General features: G+C 68.9%; 19 protein-coding genes. 10 read left to right on the top strand and 9 right to left on the bottom strand.

Features of this window, described 5'->3' with window-relative positions; genetic code table 11:
• Together NA4_RS32580 and NA4_RS32575 are read right to left on the bottom strand one after the other, a co-directional pair.
• On the bottom strand, positions 1–425 hold a 425-nt coding region (locus NA4_RS32580), incomplete at its 3' end, for a pyridoxal-phosphate dependent enzyme (protein ID WP_157129437.1).
• A gap of 75 nt (positions 426–500) precedes the next feature.
• Positions 501–935, bottom strand: coding sequence for a nitroreductase family deazaflavin-dependent oxidoreductase (locus NA4_RS32575; protein ID WP_067478993.1), 435 nt, complete (start codon positions 933–935; stop codon positions 501–503).
• An 86-nt stretch (positions 936–1,021) separates the two neighbouring features.
• Here NA4_RS32575 and NA4_RS32570 point away from each other — a divergent pair, with 86 nt between their 5' ends.
• The 3 genes from NA4_RS32570 (at position 1,022) to NA4_RS32560 (ending at position 3,359) form a co-directional block, all read left to right on the top strand.
• Positions 1,022–1,255 (top strand): hypothetical protein, encoded by a 234-nt coding sequence (locus tag NA4_RS32570; protein ID WP_067478991.1) that lies wholly within the window; start codon positions 1,022–1,024, stop codon positions 1,253–1,255.
• Between the two features lie 324 nt (positions 1,256–1,579).
• Entirely contained in the window at positions 1,580–2,080 is a 501-nt protein-coding gene (locus tag NA4_RS32565) for an MspA family porin (RefSeq protein WP_245671692.1), read from the top strand.
• 106 nt (positions 2,081–2,186) lie between these two features.
• Positions 2,187–3,359 (top strand): T6SS phospholipase effector Tle1-like catalytic domain-containing protein, encoded by a 1,173-nt coding sequence (locus NA4_RS32560; protein WP_067478987.1) that lies wholly within the window; start codon positions 2,187–2,189, stop codon positions 3,357–3,359.
• Here NA4_RS32560 and treY read toward each other — a convergent pair.
• Together treY and glgX are read right to left on the bottom strand one after the other, a co-directional pair.
• The gene (gene treY / locus NA4_RS32555) at positions 3,345–5,705 is read right to left on the bottom strand and encodes a malto-oligosyltrehalose synthase (protein WP_067479001.1); all 2,361 of its coding nucleotides are present in this window, start codon (positions 5,703–5,705) and stop codon (positions 3,345–3,347) included. The genes NA4_RS32560 and treY overlap by 15 nt on opposite strands.
• Before the next feature lie 82 nt (positions 5,706–5,787).
• Complete coding sequence (glgX, locus tag NA4_RS32550; protein ID WP_067478985.1) at positions 5,788–7,908, bottom strand: glycogen debranching protein GlgX; 2,121 nt, start codon at positions 7,906–7,908, stop codon at positions 5,788–5,790.
• Positions 7,909–8,031: 123 nt separating this feature from the next.
• Here glgX and NA4_RS32545 point away from each other — a divergent pair, with 123 nt between their 5' ends.
• A complete protein-coding gene (locus NA4_RS32545; protein ID WP_067478999.1) occupies positions 8,032–9,312 on the top strand; it encodes an adenosylmethionine--8-amino-7-oxononanoate transaminase in 1,281 nt (426 codons plus the stop codon).
• Positions 9,313–9,319: 7 nt separating this feature from the next.
• Here NA4_RS32545 and NA4_RS43370 read toward each other — a convergent pair whose 3' ends face one another.
• A complete protein-coding gene (locus tag NA4_RS43370) occupies positions 9,320–9,454 on the bottom strand; it encodes a hypothetical protein (protein WP_281180086.1) in 135 nt (44 codons plus the stop codon).
• Positions 9,455–9,496: 42 nt separating this feature from the next.
• Entirely contained in the window at positions 9,497–9,826 is a 330-nt protein-coding gene (locus NA4_RS32540; protein WP_067478982.1) for a hypothetical protein, read from the bottom strand.
• A gap of 125 nt (positions 9,827–9,951) precedes the next feature.
• On the opposite strand from NA4_RS32540, the gene NA4_RS32535 reads away from it, so the two are divergent.
• The 3 genes from NA4_RS32535 to NA4_RS32525 all read left to right on the top strand — a co-directional run bounded on the left by NA4_RS32535 (position 9,952) and on the right by NA4_RS32525 (position 13,025).
• The gene (locus tag NA4_RS32535; RefSeq protein WP_067478980.1) at positions 9,952–11,100 is read left to right on the top strand and encodes an 8-amino-7-oxononanoate synthase; all 1,149 of its coding nucleotides are present in this window, start codon (positions 9,952–9,954) and stop codon (positions 11,098–11,100) included.
• Positions 11,097–11,771 (top strand): dethiobiotin synthase, encoded by a 675-nt coding sequence (gene bioD, locus NA4_RS32530; protein WP_067478978.1) that lies wholly within the window; start codon positions 11,097–11,099, stop codon positions 11,769–11,771. Before NA4_RS32535 ends, bioD begins: the two co-directional genes overlap by 4 nt.
• A gap of 90 nt (positions 11,772–11,861) precedes the next feature.
• A complete protein-coding gene (locus NA4_RS32525) occupies positions 11,862–13,025 on the top strand; it encodes an alpha/beta fold hydrolase (RefSeq protein WP_067478976.1) in 1,164 nt (387 codons plus the stop codon).
• A gap of 63 nt (positions 13,026–13,088) precedes the next feature.
• Here NA4_RS32525 and NA4_RS32520 read toward each other — a convergent pair whose 3' ends face one another.
• A complete protein-coding gene (locus NA4_RS32520) occupies positions 13,089–13,673 on the bottom strand; it encodes a TetR/AcrR family transcriptional regulator C-terminal domain-containing protein (RefSeq protein WP_067478974.1) in 585 nt (194 codons plus the stop codon).
• 105 nt (positions 13,674–13,778) lie between these two features.
• On the opposite strand from NA4_RS32520, the gene bioB reads away from it, so the two are divergent.
• Genes bioB through NA4_RS32505 form a run of 3 tightly spaced genes read left to right on the top strand, consistent with a single transcriptional unit; the run spans position 13,779 to position 15,722 of the window.
• Positions 13,779–14,792: a biotin synthase BioB gene (gene bioB / locus NA4_RS32515; RefSeq protein ID WP_067478972.1), complete on the top strand. Its 1,014-nt coding sequence runs from the start codon at positions 13,779–13,781 to the stop codon at positions 14,790–14,792.
• Positions 14,793–14,826: 34 nt separating this feature from the next.
• On the top strand, positions 14,827–15,054 hold the full coding sequence (bsaP, locus tag NA4_RS32510; protein ID WP_067478970.1) for a biotin synthase auxiliary protein BsaP: 228 nt from the start codon (positions 14,827–14,829) through the stop codon (positions 15,052–15,054).
• An 8-nt stretch (positions 15,055–15,062) separates the two neighbouring features.
• Positions 15,063–15,722, top strand: a complete 660-nt coding sequence (locus NA4_RS32505; protein WP_245671691.1) for a DUF2567 domain-containing protein — start codon at positions 15,063–15,065, stop codon at positions 15,720–15,722.
• A 110-nt stretch (positions 15,723–15,832) separates the two neighbouring features.
• On the opposite strand, the gene NA4_RS32500 is transcribed toward NA4_RS32505, so the two are convergent.
• Both NA4_RS32500 and NA4_RS32495 read right to left on the bottom strand, forming a co-directional pair.
• Entirely contained in the window at positions 15,833–16,486 is a 654-nt protein-coding gene (locus tag NA4_RS32500) for a Uma2 family endonuclease (RefSeq protein WP_067478995.1), read from the bottom strand.
• Between the two features lie 205 nt (positions 16,487–16,691).
• Positions 16,692–17,450 (bottom strand): NUDIX hydrolase, encoded by a 759-nt coding sequence (locus NA4_RS32495; RefSeq protein ID WP_067478968.1) that lies wholly within the window; start codon positions 17,448–17,450, stop codon positions 16,692–16,694.
• Positions 17,451–17,529 lie beyond the last annotated feature (79 nt).

Here is a 17,529-nt window from a genome sequence, read left to right as displayed (position 1 = left end):
GTCTCGCCGATGGCGATCAGCTCGACGAACTCGCCGCCGTGCGCCCGGATGCGGTCGCGCTTCTGCTTCGGCGTCGTGGTCGGCACGTAGATGCGGCCGGTGATCCCCATCGTCCGGCACGCGAACGCGACGCCCTGCGCGTGGTTGCCCGCGCTGGCCGCGACCACGCCCGCCTTGCGCTCCTCCTCGGTCAGCTGGATGACCAGGTTGTAGGCGCCACGCAGCTTGTAGGAGCGGACCGGGCCGAGGTCTTCGCGCTTGAGGTAGACGTTCGCCCCGGTCAGCTTCGAGAGCCGGTCGTCGCGCTGTAACGGGGTCGGATCGATGACGTGGGCAATTCGCTTGGCGGCAGCGTCGATCTCGTCCGCGGTGAGCGCGGGACCGGTAGCAGACAGTGCGTCGAGGACATCAAGCGGATTGGACACCCGAAATATGCTGCCACCCGCCGCGGCGGCGAGCTGCGGCGGGTGGCAGTGACACGGTGGCTACCTTCGCCGGAACTACCTGGGAGTGAGCACGAAGACCGGGATCTGGCGGTCGGTCTTGGTCTGATAGGTCGCGTAGTCCGGCCACACCGCGACCGCGCGCTCCCACCACAGCGCCTTCTCGTCGCCGAAGACCTCACGCGCGGTGTAGTCCTTGATCACCGTTCCGTCGCGCAGCTCGACATGCGGTTCGGCTTTGATGTTGTGGTACCAGACCGGGTGCTTCGGCGCGCCGCCCAGCGAGGCGACCACGGCGTATTCGCCGTCGTGCTCCACTCGCATCAGCGGGGTCTTGCGCAGCTTGCCGGTCTTGGCGCCCTTGCTCGTCATCAGGACGACGGGCACCCCCTGCAGCGTCGTGGCCGCGGTGCCGCCGGAGTTGTCGTAGCTCTCGGCTTGCTGGCGGGCCCAGTCGGAGGTGCTCGGTTCGTACTCACCTGTCAATGGCATGTCTGCGGGAACGCGGCGGCGATCCGAAGTGTTCCCGCAAGTAAAGTTCGCTCGCCCGAACATTGTTTTCCGACTACCCTGAGTGCATGGCAGTGGTCCACCCTCCGGCACGCGGCGCGACGATCGACATCGCCGGTAGCGCGTGGCCGGTGTACAAGCTCGACGCGGTGGTCGTCGGATTGGTGACCTGCCTGTTGCTGGCACTGATCACCGGATCGCTGCAAGTCGCGGTGCTGGCCGCGGCCGCGGTCGGTGCGGCGCGGTGGGTCGGCGGTACGCTGGCCGCCCGCCGCGATTCATCGTCCGGCACAGCGTCGTAACCGGCAATCCGGGCGGCTGGCGACTCTGCCTGCCTGCTCCTTCGATCGGCGCGATACAGTTCACGCCCTGCCCTCCGGGCGATGATTGCGCAGCAGCAGCGGTTTGCGCCGGTCGTGCGATACAACGCAGCGGCGGTCCCGCCGGACATCACGACTCGATCACTTCCCCGTCGTGTCGCGCGCCACAATGATAGCCATCTGCTACTACAGTGCTCCCTCATGCCGTCGAATGTCATGAAAGCGCTGCTCGTAGCAGCGGGAACTGTCGTGGCCTGGGTTCCTTCCCTCGCACTCGCCCCGCCGGGGGAGGCGGAAATCGTCACCATGCCGGCGCACGAGAAGCAGTTCACCTCGCCGAACGGGATGATCTTCTCGGTCGGAAGCCGGGACGAGACGATCAACCGCATCCCACCGCTGAACATGATGGGCACGACGAGAGAGGCCTTCGTCAGCGGCACCGCGTACGCCCGGCTGGACGGTGACGCCGCGGGCAAGCTCCGGATGGGCTATCACGTCGGCTGCGCCGTGAGCATCGGCACCGGCACCATAGGCTTCCAGCCCGAGATCATCATCGCCCCGCAGGCGTTTCTCAATATCGGCCCGGTCGCCGTCCTCGATCTCGGCCCCGGCGAGGTAGTCGAGGTGCCGATCCGGGAAAAGGAGCTGATCCCCGGCAAGCTCGTCCAGGTTGTCGTGCGCGACTTCCACCTGCGGGTCGACGCGTGCAGCGGCCCGGTCACGTTGCGCCAGTATGCCTACGTCGATCTCGCGACGCCCGAGGTGGACGATTCCGGCGCGGTGTTCGGGGATCCCAGCTGGCTCTGACACGCGTATCCGGCCTCGTCCGTCAACGCAATCCCGTGCGGCCCGCGATGAATTCGAGTAGTTCAATACGCGAGTAAAAGCACGATGCCGACGGGAAGATGAGGCCATGAAACGGCTCGTTGTGTGTTGCGACGGTACCTGGAAGGCCGAGTCGAGCAGCACGGTATCGAACATCATCAAGATCGCACAGACGGTACGGTTCGACGCGCCGGGGCCAGCGGGGGAGACGATCCAGCAATGGGTCACCTACGTGTCCGGCCCCGGCGCGCGCGGCTTCCTCTCCGACCGCCTGATGGGCGGGGCGTTCGGGCTCGGACTCGAGGCGAACCTCTCCTCCGCTTACTGGCATCTGGCCCTGAACTGGGAAAAGGGCGACGAGATATACATCTTCGGGTTCAGTCGTGGCGCTTTCACCGCCCGCAGCCTGGCCGGGCTGATCAGCCGGATCGGCATCATGACCCCGGAGGCGATGATCAACGGCAAGTATCCGCAGGCGTTGCGGATCTACCGGCAACGCCCGCCCGCGAAGACCCCGGGGAACCCGGATCCGCCGGAGCCCGCCCACTGGAAGGAGTTCCGCCGGGAGCACTCCAGGAAGGCCAAGATCGACTTCCTCGGCGTGTTCGACACCGTCGGCGCATTGGGCGTGCCAGGGCTCACTTCGCTTCGGCACCGGTTCCACGATGTCAAGCTCTCGCGCGACATACACTGCGCCCGCCAAGCCCTCGCCATCGACGAGCGGCGGCGCAACTTCGAACCGTCGCTGTGGCAAGTGCCGGTCGAACCGACAGTGAAGTACCGTCGCGGGGTCGAGCGGGTCAAGCAGGTGTGGTTTCCCGGCGTGCACAGCGATATCGGCGGCGGCTACACCGAATGCGGCCTGTCCGACGCCACGTTGCACTGGATGGTCCGCGAGGCGGAGTCGGTGGGCTTGGCGTTCGACCGGGACCGGCTGGCGGAGCTGTCGAAACGCTGCCGCACCGCGAGCGGGGACCACATGCGGCTGCACGACTCGCTCGGCATGGGCTACCGCGTCCTGAATGTGGTCCGCACGCTGCGCCGCCCGCGCAGCCGCCGCTTCCACTGGGATTCCTGGCGCCGCATGGCCACGCCGACCGACCAGGGCATCCGGCTGGCCTCCAGCACCCAGGACGCGCTGGACTCCCATCCGACGAACCTGCGGCGATGGCGCGAGGACCTCGGCGGCGTGCTCCCGGAGGAACTGTTCGAGAAGGTCGACCCGGTGACCGCCGTGCCGGGGCCCTCAGCGGACCAGTAACGCAACCGGCAGCCGGGCGAACACCTTCTCCAGCCGGGCCCGGCCCTGGAAGGTGTGACCGGTCAGCCGGTCGGTCCAGTTGCCCGCGGGCAAGTCCAGAAACGTGTCGCCCCACCCGCTTTCGGCCAAGCCCACGCTGAAGCGGGTGGCGGCGACGATCACCTCCGGCGGTTCGCCCACGCGGCCGCGCGCGTACGACACCACCTTGCACGCATGGTCTCCGGTGGCGAACAGGGGCCGATAGCTACCGCCGACGAAGCAGTCGGGACGTTCGCGGCGCAGCCACAGGGCGTAGGCCACGATCCACATCTTCGCCGCGCCGGTGGTGTCCAATGCCGGTGTGCCGGTGAGTGATTGCAGCATGCCCGCGCGGGCGGCGAAGTCCACCGGGCGGCGGTTGTCCGGGTCGACGAGCGAGTCCTCCCACAGCTCACACCCCTGGTAGACGTCCGGGATGCCGGGGCCGCACAGCTGCAACAGCTTCTGCGCCAGCGAGTCCGACCAGGCGTGCGGCGCCAACTCGTGCACCAGATCGCCGAGTTCGGAGCCGACCGGCCCGTCGATCACCGCGTCCAGCCAGGCGTGCACGGCGGCCTCGAATTCGGCGTCCTGCTCCTCCCAGGAGGTCTTGACGTTCGCCTCCCGGATCGCCTTCTCGGCGAAGACGTGCAGGCGTTCACGCAGGCCCGGCACCGACCCGGCTGGCCTGCCGTCCGCGGGCCACACGCCGAACATGTTCTGCAACAGGAACAGCGCGGTCGCCCCGTCCGGGGCCGGTGCGGTCTCCAGCCAGGATTCGACATTGCGCGCCCAGGTCTCCGCGGCCTGGGACAGCACGCCGATGCGGGCGCGCACGTCCTCGCCGCGTTTGGTGTCGTGCGTCGACAATGTCGTCATGGTCGCCGGCCAGCGTTGCGCGCGTTGACTGTTGGACAGGTGGAACTCGTTGAGCGAGTGGCCGAACCGGGCCGGGTTGCCGCCCACCTCCTGCAACGAAACCAGCCGGCCGGCCTGATAGAACATGGTGTCCTCGACGGCCTTGGCGGTCACCGCCCCGCACACCTGGCTGAAGCGCACCGCCGCGTCCGAGTCGGCGGCCAGCGCCGCGACCAGCACCGCCAGCGGGCCGGTGAGCTCGTTGTTGCGTTTCTCCACCTCGGCGATCACCGCGCCGGTCATCCCCGCCAGCGGCGCGTAGTCGGCCCGGTACACCGGCATGAACGCCAGCACCTCGATGGTGGCGTTGGTCAGTGCCATGGTGTCGAAGCTCTCGGCATGCGCGTCCCGCTTGATCGCGGCTACCAGCCGCCGGATCTCCGGCGCCAGAATGCTTTCCGCGACCGCGCGCTTGATCCGGTGCTCGGTTTCGCCGATCCACGCGCGATCGCTGCCGTGCCCGGCGACGCGTCGCGACAGTTCGGTGAGCGCCGGTTCGCCGCGCGGGTCGATCAGCACGCCGCCGAAGTCGGCCAGCGCCTCGTAGCCGGTGGTGCCGTCCACCGGCAGCGTCTCGTCCAGTGGCTCCCGATTGGCCAGGATCTTCTCCACCAGCAGCAGCCGGTGCGGGCCGATGAGCCTGCGCAGCCGGGTGAGGTAGCCGGCGGGGTCGGACAGCCCGTCCGGATGGTCGACCCGCACGCCGTCGATCAGATCGTGCTCGCACCAGGCGGCGAGTTCGCGGTGGGTGACGTCGAAGACCTCGGAGTTCTCCTGGCGGAGTGCGGCAAGACTGCTGATCGCGAAGAACCTCCGATAGGTGCACAACCCGGCCTTCCAGCTCACCAGGCGGTAGTGCTGCTTGTCGTGGATGCGCAGCGCGTTGTCGCCGTCGGTGCCGGGCGCGATCGGGAAACGCAGATCGTGCAGCGCCAGCATGGGTTCGGCGCCGGAACGGTCCACGGTCAGCGCGGCCGGATCGTTCTCGCTCTGCAACACCGGCAGCGCCAGCCGTCCGCCCGCGCCGTTGCCCGGACTCCAGTCGATGTCGAAATACTGCGCGAACCTGGACTTCTTGCCGTTCCGCAGCACGTCCCACCACCACGCGTTCTGTCGTGGATCGGCGACGCCGACATGGTTGGGCACCAGGTCGACGATCAGGCCCATGCCGCGGCTGCGCACTTCGTCGGCGAGCGCTTTGAGGCCGATCGGCCCGCCGAGGGCCGCGGAGACCGTGGTCGGGTCGGTCACGTCGTAGCCGTGCGCCGAACCGTGCGCCGCGGTCAGGACCGGTGACAGGTAGAGGTGCGAAATGCCCAGCTGTTGCAGGTATTCCGCGATGGCGCGGGCGTCGGCGAAAGTCAGCGCGTCGGGTCGCAGCTGCAACCGGTAGGTGCTGCGGATCGTCATCTGGCGGGCGGGCTTGCGGCGCGGGGATACCGGGTCGGTCACGTGCATCTCGGTGGAATCGGGTGCGGTCATCGGCATCGGGTCAGGCGGCCTGGCGAAGGACGAGGAGACAGCGAGCTTCGACGGTGACGGTGGCGCCCCCGGCGTAATCGGCGTCGGCCAGGCCGGTCGGCGTCGCGCAATCCAGCGCCACCGACCACGCCGCCCCGTCGCCGGTTTCGGGTAGCGCGAAGTCGATGGCCTCGTCGTGGGCGTTGAAGCAGAGCAGGAACGAGTCGTCGGTGATCCGCTCGCCGCGCGGGCCCGGCTCGGGAATGCCCGCTCCGTTGAGGTAGACCGCCAGCGACTTGCCGAAGCCGCTGTCCCAGTCCGCCGCGGTCATCTCCTCGCCCGACGGGGTGAGCCAGGCGATGTCGCGGGCATGGCCGCTCGACCCGAGCGGCCCACCCGCGAGGAAACGCCTGCGCCGGAAGACGGGGTGCTCGGAACGCAACGCGATCACGGTGCGGGTGAAGGCGAGCAGGTCGGCATTCGTCTCGCGCAGCGACCAGTCCATCCACGCCAGCGGCGAGTCCTGGCAGTACACGTTGTTGTTGCCGTGCTGGGTGCGGCCCATCTCGTCACCATGCGCGAGCATCGGCACGCCCTGGCTGAGCACCAGCGTCGCGAGCAGGTTGCGGCTCTGCCGGTCGCGCAGCGCGAGGATCTCCGGATCGTCGGTCGGGCCTTCGACGCCGCAGTTCCACGACCGGTTCCAGCTCTCGCCGTCACGGTTGCCCTCGCCGTTGGCCTCATTGTGCTTCTCGTTGTAGGACACCAGGTCCCGCAAGGTGAACCCGTCGTGCGCGGTGACGAAGTTGATGCTCGCGCTCGGCCTGCGCCCGGTGACCTCGTACAGGTCGGAGGAACCGGTGAGCCGAGAGGCGAACTCGCCCAGTGTCGCAGGCTGGCCGCGCCAGTAGTCGCGCACGGTGTCGCGGTATTTGCCGTTCCACTCCGTCCAGAGGCCGGGAAAATTGCCGACCTGGTAGCCGCCCTCACCCACGTCCCACGGCTCCGCGATGAGCTTGACCTGGCTCACCACCGGATCCTGCTGCACCAGATCGAAGAACGTCGACAACCGGTCCACGTCGTGCAGTTCCCGCGCCAGCGTCGCGGCCAGGTCGAAACGGAATCCGTCGACGTGCATGTCCACGATCCAGTAGCGCAGCGAGTCCATGATCAGCTGCAGGGTGTGCGGATGGCGGACGTTCAGACTGTTCCCGGTGCCCGTGTAATCCATGTAGTGCGACGGGTCGTCGTCGACCAGGCGGTAGTAGGCGGCGTTGTCGATGCCGCGGAAGCCGATCGTCGGGCCGCGGTGGTTGCCCTCGGCGGTGTGGTTGTAGACCACGTCGAGGATCACCTCGATGCCCTCGGCGTGCAGCGTCCGCACCATCGCCTTGAACTCGGTGACCGCCGAACCGGCTCGGTCCAGCGCCGCGTACTCGTTGTGCGGCGCCAGGTAGCCGAAGCTGTTGTAGCCCCAGTAGTTTCGCAGCCCCTGATCCAGCAGCACCCGGTCGTGCAGGAACTGATGCACCGGCATCAGTTCGATCGCGGTGACGCCCAGCCCCTTCAGATGGTCGATGACCGCCGGGTGTGCGATGCCTGCGTAGGTGCCGCGCAGCTCCTCGGGCACGTCGGGGTGCGTCATCGTCATGCCTTTGACGTGCGCCTCGTAGATCACCGTCTCGTGGTAGGGCCGGTTCGGCGCTCGGTCGGTGCCCCAGTCGAAGTACGGGTTGATCACCACGCTGGTCATGGTGTGGCCGAGCGAGTCCATCCCATAGGTATAGAGCGACGGGTGATTGTCGAAGCTTCCGTCGAAAGCTTTGCCGTACGGATCGAGTAGCAGCTTGCCCGGATCACAGCGCAATCCGCGATCGGGATCGTAAGGGCCGTGCACACGGAATCCGTAGCGTTGGCCGGGCTCGATCGCGGGAAGGTACGCATGCCAGACATAGCCGTCGACCTCGTCCAGCGCGATCCGGGTCTCGGTGCCGTCCCCGGCGATGAGGCAGAGTTCGACCGCGTAGGCAACCTCCGAGAACACCGAGAAGTTGGTGCCCGCCCCGTCGTAGGTGGCCCCGAGCGGATAGGCGGTGCCGGGCCAGACACCCAGTGGTGTCGCGTCGCTGGGCGCTGCGTCGGGCTGAGCCATGGCAACGACAGTAGCGGCAGCCGGGCATTCGCCCGTGCGGGTGGTTCTGGCTGGGAAAGTCGGATGCTAACTTGAACAGTGTTCAAGCCTCGGGTGGGCCGGGGCCGCGATGCGAGGATTCCTGTGGCACTGACCCTTGACGAGATCACCGCCCTCGACGCCGAGCATGTCTGGCATCCCTACGGCGGCTTTCCAGCTACCACCGAGCCGCTGGTGGTGGCGAGTGCGGCGGGCACTCGGCTGACCCTCGCCGACGGGCGCGAACTGGTCGACGGCATGAGTTCCTGGTGGGCCGCCATCCACGGCTACCGGCACCCGGTGCTCGATGCGGCACTGGCCGACCAGTCGCGGCGGATGAGTCATGTGATGTTCGGCGGGCTCACCCATGAGCCCGCGGTGCGGTTGGCCGAGCTGCTGGTCGAGTCGGCGCCCGCCGGTCTGGACAAGGTGTTCCTTTGCGACTCCGGCTCGGTGTCGGTGGAGGTCGCGGTCAAGATGTGCCTGCAATATTGGCGTTCGCTGGACAAGCCGAGGAAGCGGCGCCTGCTCACCTGGCGCGGGGGCTATCACGGCGACACGTTCACGCCGATGAGCGTGTGCGACCCGGATGGCGGCATGCACTCGCTGTGGACCGACATCCTGGCGGATCAGTTCTTCGCGCCCGCGCCACCGCGCGAATACCGGCCCGAGTACGTCGCGGAGCTCGAGCGCATGCTCGGCGCCCACGCCGACGAGCTCGCGGCGGTCATTGTGGAGCCGATCGTCCAAGGTGCTGGCGGGATGCGCTGGCATCACCCCGGCTACCTGGCCGACCTGCGCAGGCTGTGCGACGAACACGGCGTGCTGCTCGTCTTCGACGAGATCGCGACCGGATTCGGCCGCACCGGAACGCTTTTCGCAGCGGATCGAGCGGGTGTGAGCCCGGACGTGATGTGCGTCGGAAAGGCGCTGACCGGCGGCTATCTCACGTTGGCCGCCGCGCTGTGCACCGCGCGGATCGCCGAGACGATCAGCGCGGCGCACGGCGGTCTCATGCACGGGCCGACCTTCATGGGCAATCCGCTGGCCTGCGCGGTCGCGGTCGCGTCGATCGAGGTGCTGCGCTCGCGCGACTGGCGCGGTGAGGTGGCGCGGATCGAGGCCGAGCTGGAGGCCGGGCTCGCCCCGGTGCGTGGCCTGCCGGGTGTGGTCGAGGCGCGGGTGCTCGGCGCGATCGGTGTGATCGAGCTGGACCGTCCGGTGGACATGCGCGCCGCGACGCACGCCGCGGTCGAGGCCGGGGTGTGGCTTCGTCCGTTCCGCAACCTGGTGTACACGATGCCGCCGTTCATCAGCACGCCGGACGATGTCGCGACGATCACCGCCGGGATGCGGGCGGCGGTCGCCGCGCAGTCCGATCGGTGACGCTTCGTCAAACGATCCAGGGCGGGACGATCGTGCCATCGCTGTCCGGCGTCCCCGCTCGCGCGCCCGCCGCCGCGGTGACGATGGCGGTGAAACCTTCGCCGGCGCGCACCTGGGGCAGCACGTTCGCCGGACGGGTCACCGTATCGCCGAGACGTGTTCCGGCTCGATACGCCGAACTGGTTCAACGGTCCGTAAATCCGTCGCGCGCCCCGCGGCGGGTGTTGGCGATGTCCGGACGATCGCTGTCGGACAACACTTCCCAGACCCGGAAGATGCAGTGGTAGTCGTCGGACCAGCCGCGCACCATGAGCAAGTAGGTGTCGCCGTCGCGCAGAACGACGCGGCGGCCACGCAGCTTCGGATGCTCCGGGGTGTAGGTGGGCAGCACGCCGGCCAGCTTGGCCAGCGCCTGTGCTCGCGTGCCGACCACTTCCGCGAGAACACGGGGTGACCAGCGCTTGTGATCGCCCGAGCCCGTTATTTCCTCGACGACTATGGCCCACCGCGGCATCCGGCCGTTCCTCCGGGGTGAAGCTTCGTCACCGCAGGCCGGTGACGCCACCAACGATGGAACAACGGTACCAGCCAGGTCCACGACTGGCTGCCCTGAACAGTGTTCAAGTATGCTGCGGAGCTGTGACTACCGATCCGTTGAGCTGGTTGGACGAACGCGCCGCCGCGCGGGTGGCCGCGGGGCTGCGCCGTGAGCTGCGGCCGCGCGCACCGCGGACGCCCTCGATCGACCTCGCCTCCAACGACTATCTCGGGCTGGTCCGCCACCCGGAAGTGATCGACGGCGCGATCGAGGCGGTGCACCGCTGGGGCGCGGGGTCGACCGGATCGCGGCTGGTCACCGGCACCACCGCCGAGCACGAGCTGCTGGAAACCGAGCTGGCCGAATTCGTCGGCGCCGAAGCCGGACTCGTGTTCGCCTCCGGGTACGCCGCCAATCTCGGCGCGGTCACCGCGCTCGCCGGGCGCGGCTCGCTGGTGGTCTCCGACGCGGGCAGTCACGCGTCGCTGGTGGACGCCTGCCGCCTGTCGCGGGCCCGGGTCGAGATCGCGCCGCACTGCGATGTGAGCGCGGTGGACCGGCTGCTGGCGCAGCGCCCCGAGGAACGCGCGCTGGTGCTCACCGATTCGGTGTTCAGCGCCGACGGAGACCTCGCGCCGTTGACCGAGTTACATCGGGTGACCAGGGCCAACGGCGCGGTGCTCGTCGTGGACGAGGCGCACGGCCTCGGCGTGCGCGGCGCGGGCGGGCGCGGGCTGGTGCACGAAGCCGGACTGTCCGGGGCGCCGGATCTGGTGATCACCGCGACGCTGTCGAAATCTCTCGCCGCGCAAGGCGGTGTGGTGCTGGCCAGTGCACGGGTACGCGCCCACCTGATCGATGCCGCGCGCACGTTCATCTTCGATACCGGTCTCGCGCCCGCTGCCGTCGGCGCCGCGCGGGCCGCGTTGCGCCTGTTGCGCTGCGAGCCGGAACTGGCGGGGCGGGTGCTCGAACGCGCCGCGGACATCGCCCGGATCGCCGGTGTGCCCGCCCCGGAGTCAGCGGTGGTGTCGGTGGTGCTCGGCCCTGCCCAGGTGGCCTTCGACGCGGCTCAGGCATGCCGGGCGCGCGGCCTGGACGTGGGCTGCTTCCGTCCGCCGTCCGTTCCCGAGGGCACGTCGCGCTTGCGGCTGACCGCACGGGCGAACCTCACTGCCGCCGAGCTCGACACCATCGCGACGGTGCTCGGCGAGGTGCTGGCGCAGGCGCGGGGAGTGGTGCCCGTATGACCATCCTGGTGATCACCGGAACCTCCACCGACGTCGGCAAGACGGTGGTCACGGCCGCCGTGGCCGCCGCCGCTGTGGCGGACGGCCGTTCGGTGGCGGTGTGCAAACCAGGCCAAACCGGTGTCGCGGTCGGCGAACCCGGCGACCTCGCGGAGATCCAGCGCCTGTCCGGCATCACCCGAACGCTGGAACTCGCCCGCTACCCGGACCCGCTGGCACCCGACACCGCCGCCCGCCGGGCCGGTCTGCCGGAGCTGACCCTCGCCGAGACCGCCGCCGCCGTCGACTCCCTCACCGACGCCGACCTCGTCCTCGTCGAAGGCGCGGGCGGATTGCTGGTTCGCCTGGGCGATTTCACGCTGCTCGACCTCGCCCAGAAACTCGGCGCTCCCGTCCTGCTGGTCACCGCCGCCGGTCTCGGAACACTCAACCACACCGAACTGACCACCCGCGCACTGCAGTCGGCGGGCGTGCGGTGCGCAGGCATGGTCATCGGCTCCTGGCCCGCCGCCCCGGATCTCGCTGCTGAGTGCAACCGAACCGACCTGCCCCGGGTAACCGGCGTCGACCTGGTCGGCGCGATACCCGAGGGTGCGGGCCGATGGGACCGCGAGCAGTTCACCGCTGCCGCTCCGGGCTGGTTCGATACCGCCTGGTCAGTCGTCGGCTGAGCTGCAAAGGCGCAAAAGCGCGGAACCCGACACGCGCGCCCGGCCTCGGCGTAATGGCAGCCTCCGGCACTCGTGCCTACAGTGGGGTGGATGTCGCCGTTGGACGAGAGGCACCCGTCCACCGTCTCCGACTGGGACGACGCGCGACGCCGAACTCGGCTGCGGGACACGGGCCTGGGGCACGGGTGGAAGACGTTGCGCCGCACCAGGGTGATGTTGCTGCGGGTGGCCGCACTGCTGCTGACCGGGCTCGTGGTGTTCGCGCAGTACTGGAAGTACGACGTCGTGCCCGAACAGGCGCGGTTGGCGCGCACCGACCCGGCAGTGCTGCCGGTCGCCCCGCCGATGGACCCGGAGAACTGGGACACCGTGGTGGTGGACCTGGTCGGTTTGGGCGGTTTGGACGCCACTGACACCGCCGCCGCCCTGCCCGCGCTGCGCGGGATGGGCATGGTGTGGGCGATCCGCTACGACAACCAAGGCATCGACACCAAGGTGATCGCCGACCTGATCGTCCGCGCCGCGGAACTGTCCGGCTTGAAGAACGTGGTGCTGGTCGGGCACAGCATGGGCGGGGTGATCGCGCTGGAGGTGGCCGAGCACATCCACCGGGACAGCGACCGCAGGCTCGTCGGGGTGATCCTGGACTGCACGCCGATGGACCTGAACGCGGTCCGCCCGGAAAGCCGCGGGCGCGGCGAGGACATGCTGCGCTGGATGGGATGGCTGCCCGGAGCCCGGGAGAGTCGCACGCTGCGTACGGCCGTGGAGACCTACGCACGCCGCGATCGCTACCTCGAGCGCGGCGAAAGGCTGCCCGGCATCCGGTTCGGCGAGCTGGGCGAGGTGCTGACGGAGGTGCTGCGGGAGAAGATCCTCTCGCGCGACGCCGCGAGCAACGGACTGATCGAGTCGCAGTTCACCGCCATTGTGGCGGGTGGCGCGGCCGACAATCTGCGCGCCCTGGCCCAGCCCGCGGCCGAGAAGCCGCGGCCCGCGGTCGTTTTCATTCGTCCGCGCGACCCGGGCCGGGACCGCGTGGTCGACGTCGAATATTCCCACGAAGTGCTGATCGAGCGTTCCGGCGGCGTGGACGGCACGCTGCTGGTGGTGCTGGCGCGAAACACCGGGCACGCCAATCCGATGCAGCGTCCCCGGGAGTACAACACGGTGATCGAACAGCAAGTATTGCCGTTCATCCAGCGGTATCAGCAGCAGGTCCGGGGGACGACGGTCGCGGCGCCGCCCCGCTGATGTCGCGACGGTCGGCGCGGGAGCGGCAGGTATGGCTGACGATGTGGTGGTGCCCGAATTCGCTCAGCGGGCGCGGGTGCCGAGCAGGTGGCGCACGCCCGCGACGAACAGTTGCAGGCCGAAGTCGAAACGCGCTGTGGCGTCGGGGGTTTCCGCCAGCGGCGAGGCGTCCTCGGGGAGGGCGCCCATCGAGTCCATCTGCATTCTCGCCTGCTCGTCGACGGTCTGGCCCAGGACGTAGTAGAGCAGGGTGAATGCCGCGAGCTCGGCCTCGTGCCGCGGCATGCCCGCGCGAATCGCCGCGCTCACCAAGCGTTCCCGGCCTTTGCTCGTGGTGAGCCGGGAAGCGTATGTCGCCGAGACCAATTCGGCGCCGTCGCGATAGGCCAGCAGGCAGTCGCGCAGGCGGTGGGCCAATTCGGTGATCTGGCCGGACCAGTCATCGGACTCGATCGGGTTCTCCATGGGAGCGAGGATCTTGTCCGCGACCGCGCCGAGCAAGGCTTGCTTATTGGGAAAGTGCCAGTACAGCGCGCCCGGTTGCACCTGAAGGGAACCGGCCAACCTGCGCATGGTGAGGTCGGCGAGCCCGTATCGGTCCAGAATCGCGATGGCGCCGTCGACCACGTCCGCCCGGTGCAGCTGCACTGGAAGTCCTTCCCCGTCGTGCTTTGACTCACTCCTACCGCTACCCTAGCCTGAACACCGTTCAAGTTGCACGGCCAACCTCGGCCGGACGAAGGGATTCGCGCAGTGACCCAGGCACCGGTAGACACCGATATCTTGTCGATCGCCCGCGAGCAGGTGCTGGAGCGTGGCGAGGGGCTGAACCAGGAACAGACCCTGGAGGTCCTGCGCCTGGGTGACGACCAGTTGGAGGAGCTGCTCGCGCTGGCCCACGAGGTGCGGATGAAGTGGTGCGGCCCGGAGGTCGAGGTCGAGGGCATCATCAGCCTGAAGACCGGCGGCTGCCCCGAGGACTGCCACTTCTGCTCGCAGTCGGGCCTGTTCCAGTCGCCGGTGCGCGCCGCGTGGCTGGACATCCCCAGCCTGGTCGAGGCCGCCAAGCAGACCGCGAAGACCGGCGCCACCGAGTTCTGCATCGTCGCCGCCGTACGCGGTCCGGACGAGCGCCTGATGGCCCAGGTCGCCGCGGGCGTCGAGGCGATCCGCAACGAGGTCGACATCCAGGTCGCGTGCTCGCTGGGCATGCTCACCCAGGAGCAGGTCGACCAGCTGGCCGCGATGGGCGTGCACCGCTACAACCACAACCTGGAGACCTCTCGCTCCTACTTCCCGAACGTGGTCACCACGCACACCTGGGAAGAGCGCTGGGACACCCTGCGCATGGTGCGCGAAGCGGGCATGGAGGTGTGCTGCGGCGGCATCCTCGGCATGGGCGAAACCCTGGAGCAGCGCGCCGAATTCGCCGCCAACCTGGCCGAACTCGAGCCCGACGAAGTGCCGCTGAACTTCCTCAACCCGCGGCCGGGCACCCCGTTCGGCGATCTCGAGGTGCTGCCCGCCGCCGACGCGCTGCGCGCCGTCGCCGCATTCCGGCTCGCGCTGCCGCGCACCATGCTGCGCTTCGCGGGCGGCCGGGAGATCACGCTGGGCGATCTGGGCGCCAAGAAGGGCATTCTGGGCGGCATCAACGCCGTCATCGTCGGCAACTACCTGACCACCCTCGGCCGCCCCGCCGAACAGGACCTGGACCTGCTCGGCGAGCTGAAGATGCCGATCAAGGCGCTCAACGAAACGCTCTGACCCCGGCTCGGTTGCGAGGAAAGAGGCCACGACCATGGGTACTGTCATGGACATGGACGAGCGCTACAACCCGTTCACCGGCAAGCGGATCGTGCCGGGGCTCGATGACGCGATCCCGGCGGCCGCCGCGCTGGGCCTGGAGCCGCCGCGCTTCTGCGAGCAGTGCGGTCGCCGCATGATCGTGCAGGTCAGCCCGGACGGCTGGTGGGCGAGATGCTCGCGGCACGGCGTGCTCGACTCCGCCGATCTGGAACGCCGATAGTGGTGCCGGTGACGGCGCCCCCGCCGGGCGGGATGCGGCGCGAGATGCGCGCCGCGGCGGTGGTCGCCGTAGCGGTGGTGGTGGCGAGTGCGATCGTCGGCGCCGGATGGGGACTGCTTGCGCCCACCGAGCGGTTGCTCGTGGTGGAGCCGGGTCGCGGTGTCGCGCTGACCGGCGAAAGCGCGCACCAGTTCGACGCGTTGGCGATGTTCGTGCTCTTGGGGGCGGTGTTCGGTTTGTTGTCGGCCGTGGCCGCGTGGCGCTGGCGTTCGGCGCGCGGACCGCTGCTGCAGATCGGTTTGCTGACCGGCTCAGGCGTGGGCGCCGTGGCGATGGCGGGAGTCGGCGAACAGGTCGCCGAATGGCTGCATCCGCGCCCGCAGGATCCGCCGGTCGGCCAGATCGTCGCGCTGCCCATCGAGGTGGGCAGCGCGCTCGCGCTGATCGCGCAGCCGCTGTTCGCGTCGTTCGTCCTGCTGTTCCTCGCCGCCCTGGCCACGGCGGAAGATCTCGGTACCGGCCGCGGCACGCGCAAGGGCGAATCCTTCGATACCGCAGGCGCTTTCACGCCCTATGGTGACGCTGCGCATGGGGCAGAGTTGCCCTATCGCGGCTACGAGCCTGCCGCCGACGGACATTCGCTGCCCGCGTCGCACCCACGGCACTGACGCATTGCCGCATTCAGAGCCGCTCCAGCGACACGATTCATGATCAACGGCACACGATCGAGGGCGCTTCTCGCGAAATGCCGCGGCCATGTGCCGTTGATCATGAGCTGTCAGTAGTCGAGGTCGGACCAGGGGATGTGGATGGGGAACGGGAAGTCGATGTGGATGCCGTCGGTAGTGGCGGGGGTCCACTCGTCGGCCAGGATGTAGTTGGTCGGGTGCAGCGGCCGGACCCCGGCCGGGAGTTCGACGAGCCCGGTCTGCAATGCGTAGGCGCGGACGATCTCGATTCCGCGCGGGTCGCGTGCGAGCCTGACCTCCCAGTACCAGGGGATACCGCCGTCCGCGTAGCGGGCCTTCTTGGCTTCGATGTCGCGCGGTGTGTTCGACGGCGACAGCACTTCGCCCGCGAGCAGAACATCACCCGCTCTGATGTCCTGGTACTCGGCTGCGAGGCAGCGGTAGACGAGGAAATCGGGGGTCACGAAGTCGGATTTACCGCTGGATCCCAGGAAGACATTCGTTTCTGTAGAGACTCGGAAACACTGCTCGGGGTGCCTGGACATAGTGTCGCGCGCCTGTCGCCGAAGGGCGCTCCAGAGCAAGTTCGTGTAGTCCTGGTGCTCGGCGGGGCCGCGGCGGACCCACACGACCCGACCGTCCCATAGCTCGATCTGGGACGCGATGTCCTCCGGGAGGCGCTCGAGCTCCTCCCAAGTCATGTACTCCGGCAGCTCCGGCCGATCTACTCGCGGCGTGGGCATGCCGCTCATGGTAGTCGGATAAGGCCCCAGAGCTTCGCCGCCGGACTTGCCCACGGTCTCGCCCGCGCGATCAGCCGGCCCGCCGCGTGCCGGGCGGGATCGAGGAGGGATGATCCGTGCGACACCGGCTTTCACGCAGCTCCGGACGACGAGTTGAACCTGCGCAGGGTCGGTGCAGCGGCAGACTACGGCGCGAGAGCCGTGCTCAGGACGGCGGGCGCAGCGCCGCGAATTCGTCGGTGACGCGTAGACCGGAGTCGGTGAAGCGGTAGACGGCGGCGGGGCGGCCTCCTGCACGGCCGGGCGCGGCGGTGGCGCCGGTGGGGGTGATCACCTTGCGCCGGGAGAGGACCCGCTGGAGGTTCGTGGTGTCCACGTCGTACCCCAATGCGGCGCAATAGATTTCGCGCAAGGTAGACATCGTGAACCGGTCGGGAGCCAGCGCGAAGGCGATGTTGGTGTACGACAGCTTGGCGGCCAGCCGGGTGCGGGCGTGGTCGACCACTGTGCGGTGGTCGAAGGACATGTCCGGTAGCGCGGAGACCGGGTGCCAGGCGGTGTCCGACGGCAGCCGCGGGTCGGCGGTGAGCGGTACGAGGCCGAGGTAGGCCGAGGCGATGCGGCGCGGGCTGGGCACCCGGTCGGGGGCGCTGAACACCGAGAGCTGTTCGAGGTGGGTCAGCTCGCGCACGTCGACCTTCTCGGCGAGCTGGCGGCGCGCGGAGGTGTCGAGGTCCTCGTCGTCACCGAGCCGTCCGCCGGGCAGCGACCAGGTGCCCTTCTGTGGGTCGAGCGCGCGTTCCCACAGCAACACCGCCAGTTCCGTCCGCTGATCGGGCGGGCAGCGTCGCAGCATGCCCTCCGCGGGGTCCGCGGAGCTTCTACCTGCGGTGATATCGCCGGGGAAGCGGCGAACCTGGAACACCGCGGTGAGCGATTCGTGGATGGTGCTACTATGGGGCACGTTTTCGATTGTAAGTCGAAAACCTGGTTTGGTGCGAATCGGCGGGGTAGCCGACCGCACGAGGAAGGGAGCCATCCAT

It is taken from the genome of Nocardia amamiensis NBRC 102102 (genome assembly GCF_001612745.1).
Classification (GTDB): Bacteria; Actinomycetota; Actinomycetes; order Mycobacteriales; family Mycobacteriaceae; genus Nocardia; species Nocardia amamiensis.
This window is presented reverse-complemented; position numbering and strand designations above follow the sequence as displayed.